Genomic DNA, 14,437 nt, shown 5'->3' with positions numbered 1-14,437 from the left:
CCCGGCGGGTCCGGGGGCGCGACGCCCGCGGCCCTTCAGCCGAGGCCGGAGACCCGCAGCGCGGCGTCCAGCCGGTGGGCGCACCGGTCACGGGAGCGTTCCGCGCCGTGCGCCCGCGCCCGGTCCAGTTCGGCCGGGTCGTCCAGCAGCCGCCGCGTGCCCTCGCGGACCGGGCGCAGCTCCTCGATTACCGCCTCGGCGGTGACCTCCTTCAGCTCGGCGTACCCCTGCACCGTGCCCGCCAGCTCCTTCGGGTCCTTGCCGGTGCACGCGGCCAGGATCTCCAGCAGGTTCGCCACGCCCGGCTGCTCGTCCGGCGCGTAGCGGACCTCGGCGCGGTCGTCGGTCACGGCGCGCTGGATCTTGCGGCGCACCAGGTCCGGCGGGTCGAGGACGAACACCGTGCCCGCCGCGTCCTGCGCGCTCTTGGCCATCTTGCGGGTCGGGTCGGCCAGGTCGCGGACCCGCGCGGCGGTCGGCGGGACCACGGCGCGCGGCACCGTGAAGACCTCGCCGTACGTGCCGTTGAACCGCCGCGCGAGCACCCGCGCCAGCTCGACGTGCTGCAGCTGGTCGTCGCCGACCGGCACCTCGTTCGCGCCCTGCAGGAGGATGTCGGCGGCCATCAGCACCGGGTAGGTGAGCAGGCTCAGCCGCACCGACGACCGGCCCTCGGACTTCTCCTTGAACTGGATCATCCGCGCGGCCTCGCCGTACGTGCAGGTGCACTCCAGCACCCAGGTCAGCGCGCCCAGCTCGCGGACCAGGTCGGACTGCACGGCCACCGACCTCGGGTCGACGCCGGCGGCGATGAGCACGGCCAGCTGCTCGCGGGTCAGCGATCGCAGCCGCGACGCGTTGTGCGACGACGTCATCGCGTGCAGGTCGCTGATGAAGTAGACGTCCTCGTCGGTGCCCTCGGCGGCCCACCGCCGGACGGCGCCGAGGTAGTTGCCCAGCTGGACGTGGCCGGACGGGGTGATCGCGGACAACCTGATCACGGGGTGATCCCTTCGGGGTTGCGCCCGCCCGGACCCGTCCCCCGAAAAGCACGAAGGCCGCCCCGGCGGGCGGCCTGCGTTCGTCTGAGCGCGCAGTTCTCAGGGCCGCCTGAAGGCGGACCACCAGAACGTGTGAAGAGTGCGCACGCCGCGATCGTAGCGGGTCGGAGGCGCGCCGGAGGTCTACATTCCTTGCATGTACGTCGTGCTGCTGGAGTACACCGCACCGCTGGACGAGGTCGACTACTCACTCCCGGACCACGTGGAGTGGCTGAAGGCGCAGTACGAGGCCGGGCACTTCCTGGCCTCGGGCCGGCAGGTGCCCCGCGTGGGCGGGGTGATCATCGCCCGCCCGATGGCGCGCGGGACGCTGGACGCGCTGCTCGCCACCGACCCGTTCGCGGTCCGCAAGCTGGCGAAGTACCAGGTGGTGGAGTTCCAGGCCACCCGGACGGCGCCGGAGCTGGCCCGAGTGAACGAAGCGGTGATGGGTTAGCCGCGGAGCGGACCCCGGCTCCACCCGGCGCGGGCCGGGCGGCGGGTGCCCCACGGCCCGGAGCAAGCCCCCGCTCCACGGCCTGACCCACGTGCCGCCGTGACTGACCCCGTGCTCCACGGTTCGTCCCACGCGCCCCCCGGCCGGCCCCCCGTGGCCCTCGCCTCGCGCACGTGCCGCCGGACTGGCCCTCTTGCCCGACCGTGGACAACGGCGCTGGTCAGGACCGCGTCTTGTCCTTCCCGTCCTTCTTCCGCTCCTGCTTGGCGGCCTTCTTCGCCGCCTTCTTCAGGGCCTTCTTCCGGGCCTTCAGCAGCACCACCACCGGGCAGCTCGAACAGCGCGGAGTGGAGCGGCAGCACTTCTTCTTCACCTTGACCTTGCCCACGCGGCGTGCTCCACTCATCCGGGTGTCCACAGAGTAGGTGAGGCTGACCTCACCTGCCGTAGGTGTGTGGTAAGGGTGACCCGCCCGGTAAGCTGTAGTCAGGCTGCGCGCGATCCATGTCCGGCGCCTGGCTTCCCTCGCACAGACAGCTCTAGGAGTTCCGCGTGCCCACGGCCACCGCGTCGATCAAGGAAACGCTGGTCCGCAACGACCTGCGCAACGTCGCGATCGTCGCGCACGTTGACCACGGCAAGACCACACTCGTCGACGCCATGCTCCGCCAGTCCGGCGCCTTCTCCGCACGAGCCGAGCTCGTCGACCGGGTCATGGACTCGGGCGAGCTGGAGCGCGAGAAGGGGATCACGATCCTCGCCAAGAACACCGCGGTCCGCCGCCACACGCCCGACGGCCCGGTCACGATCAACGTGGTCGACACCCCCGGCCACGCCGACTTCGGTGGTGAGGTCGAGCGCGGCCTGTCCATGGTCGACGGCGTCGTGCTGCTGGTGGACGCGTCCGAGGGCCCGCTCCCGCAGACCCGGTTCGTGCTGCGCAAGACGCTGGCGGCCGGCCTGCCGGTGATCCTGGTGGTGAACAAGGTCGACCGCCCCGACGCCCGGATCTCCGAGGTCGTCGAAGAGGCCCACGACCTGCTGCTCGACCTGGCCAGCGAGGTCGGCGCCGACGACTCGGTGCTGGACCTGCCGGTCGTCTACGCCTCGGCCCGCGCCGGCCGCGCGTCGCTGAACCAGCCCGAGGACGGCGGCCTGCCGGACGAGGAGAACCTCGACGTCCTGTTCGAGGTGCTGTTCAAGCACATCCCGGCCCCGCGCGGTGACGCCGACGCGCCGCTGCGCGCGCTGGTCACGAACCTCGACGCGTCGTCGTTCCTCGGCCGCATCGCGCTGTGCCGCATCGAGGCCGGCCGCATCCGCAAGGGCGAGACGGTGGCCTGGTGCCGCGAGGACGGCTCGATCCAGAAGGTGCGGATCACCGAGCTGCTGATCACCGAGGCGCTGGACCGCGTGCCCGCCGAGGAGGCCCGCGCCGGTGACCTGGTCGCCATCGCCGGCATCCCCGACATCACCATCGGCGACACCCTCGCCGACGTGGACAACCCGGAGCCGCTGCCGCGGATCACCGTGGACGAGCCCGCGATCTCGATGACGATCGGCGTCAACACCTCGCCGCTGGCCGGTCGCGGCGGCGGCACGAAGCTGACCGCCCGCGTGCTGAAGGCCCGGCTCGACTCGGAGCTGGTCGGCAACGTGTCGGTGCGCGTGCTGCCCACCGAGCGCCCCGACACCTGGGAGGTGCAGGGCCGCGGCGAGCTGGCGCTGGCCATCCTGGTCGAGCAGATGAAGCGCGAGGGCTTCGAGCTGACCGTCGGCAAGCCGCAGGTGGTCACCAAGACGATCGACGGCAAGCTGCACGAGCCGTTCGAGCGCCTGACCATCGACGCGCCGGAGGAGCACCTGGGCGCCATCACCCAGCTCCTCGCCAACCGCAAGGGCCGGATGGAGAACATGTCCGGCCACGGCTCCGGCCGGATCAAGCTCGACTACGTCGTGCCGTCGCGCGGCCTCATCGGCTTCCGCACCGAGTTCCTGACCGAGACCCGCGGCACCGGCATCGCCAACGCGGTGTCCGAGGGCTACGGCCCGTGGGCCGGCGAGATCCGGACCAGGCACAACGGCTCGCTGGTCGCCGACCGGTCCGGCTCGATCACCGCCTACGCGATGATCCAGCTGGCCGACCGCGGCACGTTCTTCGTCGAGCCGGGCGCGGACGCGTACGAGGGCATGGTCGTGGGCGAGAACCCGCGCGCCGAGGACCTCGACGTCAACGTCTGCCGCGAGAAGAAGCTGACGAACATGCGCACGTCGACCGCCGACGTCATGGAGACGCTGGCCCGGCCGCGCAAGCTGTCGCTGGAGGAGGCGCTGGAGTTCTGCGCCGCCGACGAGTGCGTCGAGGTCGCGCCGGACGTCGTCCGGGTCCGGAAGGTCATCCTGGACGCCAACCAGCGCGGTCGCGAGCGCAACCGCAACAAGCTGCGCGGCTGATCGACCGCTCCTTGTATACGGGGTCTGCTGACGGGCACCTCGGGCTTCGGCCCGGGGTGCCCGTTCCCGTACCGGGGCGTCGCAGGTCACGCGCCCCATCCGGGTACCTGGGCGTCGACCGCCGCCGTCGTCTGGCACGCTCGTGCTCATGGGGACGCGGAAGGTTCTAGCGGTGGTGGCTGCCCTCGTGCTGTCGGGCTGCACGGCGACACCGCCGCCACCCCTGGTGCCGTCGACGCCGGGGATGACCGTCGTGCCCAAGGAGAAGGTCAACGAGGTCGTCGTCGGCATGGACGACATCAAGGGCGGCTACAACCCGCACACCCTCGCCGGCCAGAGCACCGTCACCACCGCCCTCGCCGAGCTGCTGCTCCCGTCCACGTTCCGCGTCGACGCCGACGGCACCCCGAGGCCCGACCTCGACCTCCTGGTCAGCGCCGAGGTGACGAAGGCGGAGCCGTACACGGTCACGTACACGCTGCGGCGGGACGCCAGCTGGTCCGACTCGGCGCCCATCGCGGCCGAGGACTTCGTCTACCTGTGGCAGCGGATGCGGGCCGAGCCCGGCGTCATCAGCCCGGCCGGGTACCGGCTCATCGACGACATCGCCAGCCGCGAGGGCGGCAAGGTCGTGGAGGTCGTGTTCAGCGAGCCGTACCCCGGTTGGCGGAGCCTGTTCCACCACCTCCTGCCCGCCCACCTGCTGAAGGACGCGCCGGGCGGGTGGACGGCGGCGCTCGCGGACAGCTTCCCGGCGACCGCCGGCCCGTTCGCCGTCCGGTCGCTGGACCAGCCGCGCGGCGAGATCGTCCTGGAGCGCAACGACCGGTTCTGGGAGCAGCCGCCCGCGCTGGACCGGCTGGTCCTGCGCCGCGCCGGCCAGCACGACGCGATCGAGGCGATCGACAACGGCGACCACCAGGTCGCGCTCATCCGCGCCGACGCGATCGCGGTCAAGGACGTCGAGGAGCTGGCCAAGACCACGCCCGTGACCACGGCGGTCGTGCCCCGGCCCGAGGTCGTCCAGCTGCTGCTGCGCCCCGCGTCGCCGCGGATGCAGGACGTCCGGGTGCGCACCGCCGTGATGAACACGCTCGACCGGGACGCGCTGATCGCCACCGGCGCCCGCAGCGGGCCGAGCGAGAACCTCCGCGCCGACGCCCAGGTCGTGCCGCCGAGCAAGCGGGGGTACGTCCCGACCATCCCCCCCGAGGTCGGTGATCCGGCGCAGCTCCTCACCGAGGCGGGTTACACCCGACCGGAGGGAGGGGCGTGGGGACGGGATGACAAACCGTTGGAGTTGACCATCGCCGCACCGGCCGGTGTCGAGCCGTACGTGGCCATCGCGAACCAAGTTCAGCGTCAACTGTCATTGTCCGGAATCGGTGCGCGCGTCCTGACAACGCAGCCCAATCAGTTGTTCGGTCAAGATCTGTCGGATACCGCCGCGTCCAATGAGGTGGTCGACATTGCGGTCGTGCCGCTGGTCGACACCGGCGATTCGGCGGCCCTTCTGGCGTCGACATTCGGCTGTCGGCCGTCACCCGAGGACGGCGGTACACCCATTCCGGCGAATCTCTCGGGTTTCTGCGACCAGGCGGTCCAGCCGGTGATCGAACAGGCGCTCCGGGGCGAGCTCCTGCTGTCCGACGCCCTCGGGACGATCGAGCCGGTGCTCTGGCAGCAGGCCGTCTCGATGCCGTTGTTCCAGGTAGCGGACCTGCTGGTGGTCCGGCCGGAGGCTCGGAACGTCACCGCGGGGGCCCCGTTCGCCGGTCCGCTGAGCGACGCGCGAACGTGGCGCCGAGAAGATCGTTGACCGTTGACCCGTCCGAAACACTGGCTTCAAGATGCGTTCGCGGTGCAGTATTGACAGTATTCTCGCCGTCCGGTTAACGAACGCTCCCGCCCGGTAACGACGGAGTCGCATGCTGCTACCAGCGTGTCACCCTTTGGTCACGATCGGCCGATGGGCAGTGACCGTGCCGCGCACTGCTTCTTATCGTGCTGCAACGGTGTGTCGGTTCGGGGCGCGTTTGGCACATCACGGTTATGGGTGGAAGTCGGCCCAAACGGTCGCTCCAACCCAGTGCTAGGAGGGCACGTGTCGATGAGGAGATCAAAGGCTGTCTCGGCGCTCGCGCTGTTGACGAGCACCGCGCTCGTGTTGAGCGCGTGCGGCGGCGGCGGAGCGGGCAGCGGCGACCAGGGTGGCCAGCAGGACGCCAACCCCGGTGCGATCGGCGGTCAGGACGAGCTGTTCAAGCGTCCGAAGGTGAACGACATCGGCGAGATCTCGGTCGCCGTGGAAGAGGGCTTCCACAACTACAACAACAACATCGGCGCGACGAACAACTTCTCCAGCACCATCGCGCTGTCGAACGTCCAGCCCTCGCCGTACATCACCGAGCTCGTTGACGGCAAGGTCGTCATCAAGATCGACGGCGACCTGATGGAGTCCGTCAAGGTCACGTCGGACGACCCGCAGACGATCGAGTGGAAGGTGCAGAAGGCGGCCGTCTGGTCCGACGGCGAAGCCATCGACTGCGACGACTTCCACCTGAAGTGGCTGGCGGGCGCGAGCAAGGCGACGGTCAAGGGCGAGGACGGCAGCGAGGCCTCGATCTTCGACACGACGCCCACGGGCTACGAGGACATCGAGAAGCTCGAGTGCTCGGACGACGGCAAGACGATCACCACGACGTTCTTCAAGGACAAGCCGTACGCGGACTACCGCGGCATCTTCTCCATGCCGGGTAGCGACGGCCTGCTGCCGGCGCACATCCTGGAGCAGAAGTCCGGCGTCGCGGACGTCACCAAGATCCTGCCGACGCAGAACGACGACGAGGTCAAGAAGGTCGCCGACTTCTACACCAAGGGCTGGCTGGGCTTCGACCCCGCCGTCGCCCTGTCGGGTGGCCCGTACATGATCGTCTCCTCGGACCTCAAGGACCAGACGGTCCTGGAGCGCAACCCGAAGTGGTGGGGCAACCCCGGTGGCCCGGCCAAGGTCATCCTGAAGACGAACACGGACGCCCAGTCGGCGGCCCAGCAGCTGCAGAACAAGGAAGTCCAGGTCATCGCGCCGCAGGCCGACGGCCCGGTCGCGCAGCAGCTGCGCAACGACAGCGCGTTCAACGTCTACGCGGCCGGTGGCCAGACGTACGAGCACATCGACTTCAACATGTCGCGTCCGCTGTTCAAGGAGAACAAGGACCTGCGCCTGGCGATCGCCCAGTGCTTCGACCGCGAGGCGGTCGTCGAGAAGCTGGTGGCGGACGTCGACCCGAACGCCAAGCCGCTCGGCAGCCTGACGTTCATGCCGAACGAGGTCGGCTACGAGGACCACTACGGCGACATCGGCAAGGGTGACGTCGCGGCGGCCAAGAAGACCCTCGAGGACGGCGGCTGGAAGCAGGGCGCCGACGGCATCTACACCAAGGGCGAGTTCCGCGCGTCCTTCGCCATCGGCCACAAGATCGTCCAGCGTCGTGCCGACACGGTCCGCATCCTGCAGGACAAGTGCAAGCAGGCCGGCATCGACATCGTCGCCGACCAGGCGGCCGACTTCAACGACAAGCGCCTCCCGGCGTCCGAGTTCGACGCCGCGCTCTTCGCGTGGGTCGGCCAGCCGCTGAAGGCCGGTGCGTACGGCAACTACGCGCAGAAGGACAAGGGCGGTTCCGGCAACTACAACCTCTACGACTCGGCCGCGTTGACCGAGAAGTGGGCTGCCGCGAACAAGGAGCTCGACTACCAGAAGCGCATCACGATGATGAACGAAGCCGACAAGATCATGCGGGACGACCTCCACAGCATCCCGCTGTTCCAGCTGGCCGACTTCGCCGCGTCGAGCGCGGACATCGGCCCGATCTCCTACATCGGTGTCGGTGGCGGTGTCACCTGGAACCTGTACGCCTGGCAGAAGAAGTAAGTGACGCCGGGTAAGCAGCTCTCCAGGTAAAGCACGACCCTTCCGCCGGGGGGCCGGTGCCACAAGCACCGGCCCCCCGGACGGTGTCCGCGTCCGGTAGGCCAACCCGCTCGCACGGCGGGAGGGTCTGAGAGACTAGAGACTCGTCATGTTCCGTTACATAATCCGGCGGTTGTTGATCTCGATTCCGCTGTTGATCGTCGCCTCATTCCTCTGCTTCGGGCTCGTCAACGCCATGGGTGACCCCCTCGGCGAGTGGAAGCTCCAGAAGCCCCGGACACCGGCGGAAATCACCGCCGCGTACGAGCGGACCGGCTACAACAAGCCGTTCATGGAACGCTACGTCGACTGGGCGGGCGACTTCGTGACCGGCGACTGGGGCGAGACGGTCGTGCCCGGCAACGCGGGCAAGCCGGTGAAGGAGAACCTGCTCACGGCCTTCGGCCTGACCCTGCGGCTGATCCTCGCCGCGGAGCTCATCGCGCTCCTGCTCGGGATCGCGGTCGGCGTCATCGGCGCGGTGAGACAGTACTCGATATTCGACTACACAGCGACCGGAATATCGTTCGCGATGTTCTCGATGCCGCTGTTCTGCGTGGCGCTGATCCTGAAGTCCGGCGGTATCGAGTTGAACAACTGGCTGGAGGCCGCCGGCGCCGACCGGTGGATCATCACGGCGGGTCCGCCGGGTGAGGGCTTCAGCGGCAGCTTCGGGCAGCAGGTCTTCCAGTACACCGGCGCGTACATCCTGCCGACGATCTCGCTCGTGGTCATCCAGTTCGCGCTCTACAGCCGTTTCCAGCGCGCTTCGATGCTGGACACGTTGAACGCCGACTACGTGCGCACGGCGCAGGCGAAGGGCATTTCGCAGGGACGTGCGATCTTCAAGCACGCGTTCCGCAACGCCCTCATCCCGATCATCACGGTGTCCTCGTTGAACATCGGCGCCGGCTTCGGCGGCGCGGTGATCACGGAAACCGTGTTCGGTTGGTCCGGCATGGGCAAGTTCATCGTCGAGGCGATCGAGAACATCGAGCCCTACCAGGTCCTCGGCTTCATGATGCTGACCGCCATCTTCATCATCGCCTTCAACCTGATCGCGGACATCCTGTACGCATTCCTGGACCCGAGGATTCGCCTTGACTAACGCGGGAGCACCCCTGGCGCAGGCGCCTGCGCCCGAGAAGGCCGAGGTCAGCCAGTTCGACTCGACCGCGGCCAAGAAGCAGTGGCAGGTCATCCTGCGCCGCTTCACCAGGCACAAGGCGGCCGTGTTCGGCCTGGTCCTGTTCGTGGTCCTGGTGCTGTTCGCCTTCCTCGGCGGGCTGCTGTGGAAGTACTCGTACACGGACCTCGGCTTCAAGCGGTACCTGCCGCCGAGCGGCGACCACCCGTTCGGCACCGACCGGCTCGGTGGCGACATGGTCGCCCTGATCATCCGCGGCACGCAGTTCTCGCTCCAGATCGCGATGGTCGTGGCGCTGCTGTCCACCGTCATCGGCGTCGTGCTCGGCGCGCTGGCCGGCTACCTGAAGGGCTGGGTCGACACCCTCATCAGCCGCTTCATCGACCTGCTGCTGGTGATCCCCAGCCTGGTCATCGCGGCCGTGCTGGTGCGCAACAGCTTCGTCGTGTCGGTCACCGGCGGCGGCAACTCGAACTGGCTGGTCGTGGCCCTGTACCTGGGCCTGATCGGCTGGCTGTCGATCGCCCGCGTGATCCGCGGCATGGTCCTGTCGCTGCGCGAGAAGGAGTTCGTGGAGGCCGCCCGCGCGCTGGGCGCGTCGACGTTCCGGATCGTGTTCCGGCACATCCTGCCCAACACGATCGACGTGATCATCGTCAACGCCACGCTGGCGATCGCGCAGGCCGTGCTGCTGGAGGCCGCGCTGTCGTTCATCGGCCTCGGCGTGCAGAGCCCGGACACGTCGCTCGGCCTGATGATCAGCCTGAACAAGAACGAGCTCACGCTGCACCCGTGGCTGTTCCTCACGCCGTTCGTGTTCATCGTGCTGATCTCGTTGGCGGTCAACTTCATCGGTGACGGTCTCCGGGACGCCTTCGACCCGCGCCAGAAGAGGGTGAAGGCATGAGTGAGTTGGACGTGATGAACGCTCCCGAGCCCACCGCGGGCCGCCACGGCGACGAGAAGCTCCTGCGGGTGGAGAACCTGTCCGTGGACTTCCCGACCGACGACGGCACCGTGCACGCCGTGCGCGACGTGTCGTTCACGCTCGGCGCCGGCGAGGTGCTGGGCATCGTCGGCGAGTCCGGTTCCGGCAAGTCCGTGTCGTCGATGGCGATCATGGGCCTGCTGCCCAAGACCGCGCAGATCGGCGGCTCGATCAGGTTCCGCGACCGCGAGCTGGTCGGCCTGAGCTACAAGCAGATGCAGCCGGTCCGCGGCAACGGCATCTCGATGATCTTCCAGGACCCGATGACGTCGCTGAACCCGGTGTACACGGTGGGCTGGCAGCTCGCCGAGGCGCACCGGGCGCACCACGACGTGTCGAAGAAGGCGGCGTGGGCCAAGGCCGTCGAGGTGCTGGAGCTCGTCGGCATCCCGCAGCCGGACCGCCGCGCCGCGCAGTACCCGCACGAGTTCTCGGGCGGCATGCGGCAGCGCGCGATGATCGCCATGGCGATCGTCAACGACCCGGACGTGATCATCGCGGACGAGCCGACGACGGCGCTGGACGTGACGGTGCAGGCGCAGATCCTGGACACGCTGCTGCGCATCCGGGACGAGACGAGCGCCGGCATCATGATCATCACCCACGACCTGGGCGTCGTGGCGGGCATGGTCGACCGCGTGCAGGTCATGTACGGCGGCACGGTCGTCGAGCAGGGCGCCGTGGACGAGGTCTTCGAGGCCCAGCGGATGCCCTACACCGTCGGCCTGCTGGGTTCCATCCCGAACCCGAACATGCTGGGCAAGCGGCTCACGCCGATCAAGGGCGCGCCCCCCTCGCTGATGAACCTGCCGCACGGCTGCACGTTCTCGCCCCGGTGCCCGCTCGCGGTCGACGAGTGCCGCGAGACCGAGCCGCTGCTGCTGGAGACCGACCGGCCCGGCCACTTCGCGCGGTGCCACCGCTCCGCGCACCTGGCCACCATCGAGAACCCGCAGAGGCTGTTCGCGCACGACGAGATCGGCGTGGTGGAGAACCCGGCGTCGCTCACCATGGCGAACCCGGACATCCCCGTGAGCGAGGACCTCGACGTGGTGGAAGCGCGGTTGCACGAAGGGGAGAACCCGACCTCATGAACAGCTCGACTCCACACGACACCCTGGACGCGAACCCCCAGGCCGGGGGAGCGGCGTCCGGCGGACGTCCGGGCGAGACCCCGCTGCTGCAGGTCAAGGACCTGGTCAAGTCCTTCCCGGTGCGCGGCGGCGGCATCATCCCGCGCACCGTCGGCCAGGTGCAGGCCGTGTCCGGCGTGACGTTCGACCTGTACCAGGGCGAGACGCTGGGCCTGGTCGGCGAGTCCGGCTGCGGCAAGTCCACCACCGGGCGGGCGATCCTCCAGCTGCACAAGCCGACGTCCGGCTCGGTGAAGTTCGAGGGCCGCGAGCTGACCACGCTGCGCGGCAAGGGCCTGCGGTCGGTGCGCCGGGACATGCAGATCGTGTTCCAGGACCCGTACGCGTCGCTGAACCCGCGCTGGCAGATCAACGAGCTGATCTCCGAGCCGTTCCAGATCCACGGCATGCCGGGTGACGGCGGCAAGGACGTCCAGCACCGGGTCAACGAGCTGATGGAGCTCGTCGGCCTCAACCCGGAGCACCGCAACCGGTACGCGCACGAGTTCTCCGGCGGCCAGCGGCAGCGCATCGGCATCGCCCGGGCGCTCGCGCTCAACCCGAAGCTCGTCGTGCTGGACGAGCCGGTGTCCGCGCTGGACGTGTCGGTGCAGGCGGGCGTGGTGAACCTGCTGGAGGAGCTGCAGGAGCGCCTGGGCCTGGCGTACCTGTTCGTGGCGCACGACCTGTCGGTCGTCCGGCACATCTCCGACCGGGTCGCCGTGATGTACCTCGGCAAGATCATCGAGATCGGCGACCGGGAGGACATCTACGCCCGGCCGATGCACCCGTACACGCAGGCGCTGCTGTCCGCCGTGCCGGTGCCGAACCCGAAGGTCGAGCGCCGGCGGCAGCGGATCGTGCTCTCCGGTGACGTGCCGTCGCCGGTGAACCCGCCCTCGGGCTGCCGCTTCCGCACCCGCTGCTGGAAGGCGCAGGACATCTGCGCCGTCGAGGAGCCGAAGCTGGAGCGCCGCGGCGACGGCGCGGGCACGCTGTCGGCGTGCCACTTCGCCGAGGTCGTGCCGGCGCTGGTCGGCTGAGTCGAACGGCCGCTGCCCCGTGAGGTCGCGGGGCGGCGGCCGTTCGCCACTCCATTACGCTGATCCGGTGACGCTCACTGCTCCACCACGGTTGCTGCTGGTTCACGCACACCCCGACGACGAGAGCCTCTGGACCGGCGGCACGATCGCCCGGTACGCCGCGTCGGGCGTGCACGTCACCGTGGTCACCTGCACCCTCGGCGAGGAGGGTGAGATCATCCCGCCGGCGCTCCAGCAGCTCGCCGCGGACGCCGCCGACCAGCTCGGCGGGTACCGGGTCGCGGAACTCCGCGCCGCCTGCACGGCGCTCGGCGTGACCGACCACCGGTTCCTCGGCGGCATCGGCCGGTGGCGGGACTCCGGCATGGCCGGCGTCGCGGCCAACGACCACCCGCGCGCGTTCGCCAACGGCTCGTTCGACGAGCAGGTCGCGCAGCTGTCCGAGATCATCGCGGCGGTGAAGCCGCAGGTCGTGGTCACCTACGACGACTTCGGCGGGTACGGCCACCCCGACCACATCCAGGCGCACCGCATCACCACGGCCGCCGCCGCCGACGTCGACCGCGTGTTCCACGCCGTGACGTCCCGCGCGGCCACCGAGGCGGGCGTGGCGGCGCTGGCCGAGATGGCGGACCTGCCGTGGCGGCTGCCCGCCGAGGGCGAGCTGCCGGTGACCGACGACGCCGCCATCACGACCACGATCGACATCTCCGACCACCTGGTGGCGAAGCTGCGGGCCCTGCGCGCGCACTCCACGCAGGTCAGCGTCTGGCAGGACGGCACGGGCGGCGCGAGCTACGCGCTGTCCAACGGCATCGCCCAGCCGGTCGTGCAGGCCGAGTACTACGTGCTGGCCAAGGGGCCCGCGGAGGGCGCGGAGACGGACCTGTTCGGAGGACTGGATTGACCGATCGCCTGGCACTCGTCGGGATCGCGGTCGCGGCGTTCGTGCTCGCGGTGCTGGAGCTGTTCTTCCTGCCGCTGCGGCTGGACGGCACCCTGCTGCCGCGCGTCAACGACTGGCCGTTCCCGATCACGGTGGTGCTCGCGATCGTGACGACGCCGCTGCTCGTGCTGGCCGCGTCACGGCACGCGCACCGCACGCTCGCCGCCGTCTCGCCGCTGCTGGTGTGGATCGGCACGCTGCTGGTGTTCGGGCTGTTCGGTCCGGGCGGTGACGTTTTGCTCCTCAACGACTGGCGCACCCTGGTGTTGTTCGCCGGTGGCGCCCTCCCGGGCGCCATCGCCGTCGGCGCGTTCATGGGGAGGCAGGCCGGTGCCCGCGATCACTGACCGGGACGTGGTGCGGGCGTTGCGGCCGTTCGTCCGCGCCACGGGTCCGCTGCTCGACACGATCCGCGACGTGAACCTGCTCGGCCTGCGCGACCGCGAGGTCGAGCACGGGGCCGACCGCAAGCTGGTCGACAAGCTGTGGGACCAGCTCGCCGCGGTGAAGGTGCCCGGCACGGCCGCGTGGGCCCGCATGGACGTGCGGCAGCGCGACGAGTTCTGGCTGAACCGGGTGGGCCGGCTGGTGTCGCTGGTCGCGGCGCTGCCGGGCATCGGCGGCGTGCTGGCCGACCGGCTGCCGATCCAGTCCGCGCTGGGCGCGGCCGGGCAGGGCCTGCTGCTGTCCGCCATCGCGGGCGAGCACGGGGTCACGTCGACCGAGGACCGGGTCCGGCTGCTCGCGCACGTGCTGTTCCAGCGCACCGTCGACGGGAAGGCCGTCGACCGGGAGCGGGAGGACGCGCAGACCGCGGAGCTGACCGAGGAGCTGCGGCAGCGGTCCACGTTCCGGGCGATCGGCGCGACGATCTGGAAGCTCGCCAAGGTCCTCTGGAAGCTGGAGGACGAGCTGGACAAGCGCCCGCAGGGCCGGCTGCACCACCAGGCGCTCGGCCTGCTGCCCGTCGTCGGCGTGGTCGGCGACTACTTCGGCGAGCGGTCCGCGCTGAAGCGGGTCCGCAAGGCCGCCTACGAGTGGTTCGACACCCAGTAGCGGTAGCGGTGGTGCTCGGCGCACCCCAGCGACCGGTAGAGCGTGATCGCGGCCGTGTTGTGCTCGGCCACCTGCAACGCGCACGTCGTCGCGCCGCGCTCCAGGCCCCACGTCGCCAGCGCCCCCATCAGCCGCCGGGCCAGGCCGAGCCGACGCGCGTCCGGCCGCACGGCCAGGCGCGCCACGTGGAGCAGGTCGCC

At 69.8% G+C, this 14,437-nt stretch carries 14 protein-coding genes; 11 read left to right on the top strand and 3 right to left on the bottom strand.

The features are described 5' to 3' along the window. Positions 1-35: 35 nt before the first annotated feature. Positions 36-1,001 carry a tryptophan--tRNA ligase gene (trpS, locus tag ACFQ3T_RS27215; protein WP_380727282.1) on the bottom strand — a complete coding sequence of 322 codons (966 nt, stop codon included), beginning with the start codon at positions 999-1,001 and terminating at the stop codon, positions 36-38. A 196-nt stretch (positions 1,002-1,197) separates the two neighbouring features. Here trpS and ACFQ3T_RS27210 point away from each other — a divergent pair, with 196 nt between their 5' ends. Continuing rightward, entirely contained in the window at positions 1,198-1,497 is a 300-nt protein-coding gene (locus ACFQ3T_RS27210; protein WP_380727281.1) for a YciI family protein, read from the top strand. A 220-nt stretch (positions 1,498-1,717) separates the two neighbouring features. Here the strand turns inward: ACFQ3T_RS27210 and ACFQ3T_RS27205 are convergent, their stop codons facing one another. Further along, entirely contained in the window at positions 1,718-1,903 is a 186-nt protein-coding gene (locus ACFQ3T_RS27205) for a hypothetical protein (protein WP_380727279.1), read from the bottom strand. Positions 1,904-2,049: 146 nt separating this feature from the next. Between ACFQ3T_RS27205 and typA the strand changes: the two genes are divergently transcribed. From typA to ACFQ3T_RS27155, 10 genes are all read left to right on the top strand, one after another. Next, a complete protein-coding gene (gene typA, locus ACFQ3T_RS27200) occupies positions 2,050-3,951 on the top strand; it encodes a translational GTPase TypA (RefSeq protein ID WP_380727277.1) in 1,902 nt (633 codons plus the stop codon). A gap of 148 nt (positions 3,952-4,099) precedes the next feature. Beyond that, positions 4,100-5,770, top strand: a complete 1,671-nt coding sequence (locus tag ACFQ3T_RS27195; RefSeq protein WP_380727275.1) for an ABC transporter family substrate-binding protein — start codon at positions 4,100-4,102, stop codon at positions 5,768-5,770. Positions 5,771-6,061: 291 nt separating this feature from the next. Beyond that, a complete protein-coding gene (locus tag ACFQ3T_RS27190) occupies positions 6,062-7,885 on the top strand; it encodes an ABC transporter family substrate-binding protein (protein ID WP_380727273.1) in 1,824 nt (607 codons plus the stop codon). Between the two features lie 148 nt (positions 7,886-8,033). Beyond that, positions 8,034-9,032, top strand: coding sequence for an ABC transporter permease (locus ACFQ3T_RS27185; RefSeq protein ID WP_380727271.1), 999 nt, complete (start codon positions 8,034-8,036; stop codon positions 9,030-9,032). Continuing rightward, positions 9,025-9,978, top strand: a complete 954-nt coding sequence (locus ACFQ3T_RS27180; protein WP_380727269.1) for an ABC transporter permease — start codon at positions 9,025-9,027, stop codon at positions 9,976-9,978. Before ACFQ3T_RS27185 ends, ACFQ3T_RS27180 begins: the two co-directional genes overlap by 8 nt. Then, positions 9,975-11,153, top strand: a complete 1,179-nt coding sequence (locus ACFQ3T_RS27175) for an ABC transporter ATP-binding protein (protein WP_380727267.1) — start codon at positions 9,975-9,977, stop codon at positions 11,151-11,153. Before ACFQ3T_RS27180 ends, ACFQ3T_RS27175 begins: the two co-directional genes overlap by 4 nt. Next, positions 11,150-12,235: an ABC transporter ATP-binding protein gene (locus tag ACFQ3T_RS27170; protein ID WP_380727265.1), complete on the top strand. Its 1,086-nt coding sequence runs from the start codon at positions 11,150-11,152 to the stop codon at positions 12,233-12,235. Before ACFQ3T_RS27175 ends, ACFQ3T_RS27170 begins: the two co-directional genes overlap by 4 nt. Positions 12,236-12,302: 67 nt before the next feature. Further along, positions 12,303-13,142 (top strand): N-acetyl-1-D-myo-inositol-2-amino-2-deoxy-alpha-D-glucopyranoside deacetylase, encoded by an 840-nt coding sequence (gene mshB, locus ACFQ3T_RS27165; RefSeq protein WP_380727263.1) that lies wholly within the window; start codon positions 12,303-12,305, stop codon positions 13,140-13,142. Beyond that, on the top strand, positions 13,139-13,528 hold the full coding sequence (locus ACFQ3T_RS27160; RefSeq protein ID WP_380727261.1) for a hypothetical protein: 390 nt from the start codon (positions 13,139-13,141) through the stop codon (positions 13,526-13,528). Before mshB ends, ACFQ3T_RS27160 begins: the two co-directional genes overlap by 4 nt. Continuing rightward, on the top strand, positions 13,512-14,237 hold the full coding sequence (locus tag ACFQ3T_RS27155) for a hypothetical protein (protein ID WP_380727259.1): 726 nt from the start codon (positions 13,512-13,514) through the stop codon (positions 14,235-14,237). Before ACFQ3T_RS27160 ends, ACFQ3T_RS27155 begins: the two co-directional genes overlap by 17 nt. Here the strand turns inward: ACFQ3T_RS27155 and ACFQ3T_RS27150 are convergent. Further along, on the bottom strand, positions 14,213-14,437 hold a 225-nt coding region (locus ACFQ3T_RS27150; protein WP_380727257.1), incomplete at its 5' end, for a GNAT family N-acetyltransferase. The genes ACFQ3T_RS27155 and ACFQ3T_RS27150 overlap by 25 nt on opposite strands.

Source organism: Saccharothrix hoggarensis, from assembly GCF_042678885.1.
In the GTDB taxonomy this organism is placed as follows: Bacteria; Actinomycetota; Actinomycetes; order Mycobacteriales; family Pseudonocardiaceae; genus Actinosynnema; species Actinosynnema hoggarensis.
Note: the sequence above shows the minus strand (reverse complement) of the source record. Positions and strands in the feature narration are given on the sequence as shown.

Excerpts from the sequence above, each read along its gene's own strand:
- ACFQ3T_RS27205 (WP_380727279.1), bottom strand. The coding sequence starts at position 1,903 with ATGAGTGGAGCACGCCGCGTGGGCAAGGTCAAGGTGAAGAAGAAGTGC.
- ACFQ3T_RS27195 (WP_380727275.1), top strand. The coding sequence starts at position 4,100 with ATGGGGACGCGGAAGGTTCTAGCGGTGGTGGCTGCCCTCGTGCTGTCG.
- ACFQ3T_RS27210 (WP_380727281.1), top strand. The coding sequence starts at position 1,198 with ATGTACGTCGTGCTGCTGGAGTACACCGCACCGCTGGACGAGGTCGAC.
- ACFQ3T_RS27175 (WP_380727267.1), top strand. The coding sequence starts at position 9,975 with ATGAGTGAGTTGGACGTGATGAACGCTCCCGAGCCCACCGCGGGCCGC.
- ACFQ3T_RS27170 (WP_380727265.1), top strand. The coding sequence starts at position 11,150 with ATGAACAGCTCGACTCCACACGACACCCTGGACGCGAACCCCCAGGCC.
- ACFQ3T_RS27190 (WP_380727273.1), top strand. The coding sequence starts at position 6,062 with ATGAGGAGATCAAAGGCTGTCTCGGCGCTCGCGCTGTTGACGAGCACC.
- ACFQ3T_RS27185 (WP_380727271.1), top strand. The coding sequence starts at position 8,034 with ATGTTCCGTTACATAATCCGGCGGTTGTTGATCTCGATTCCGCTGTTG.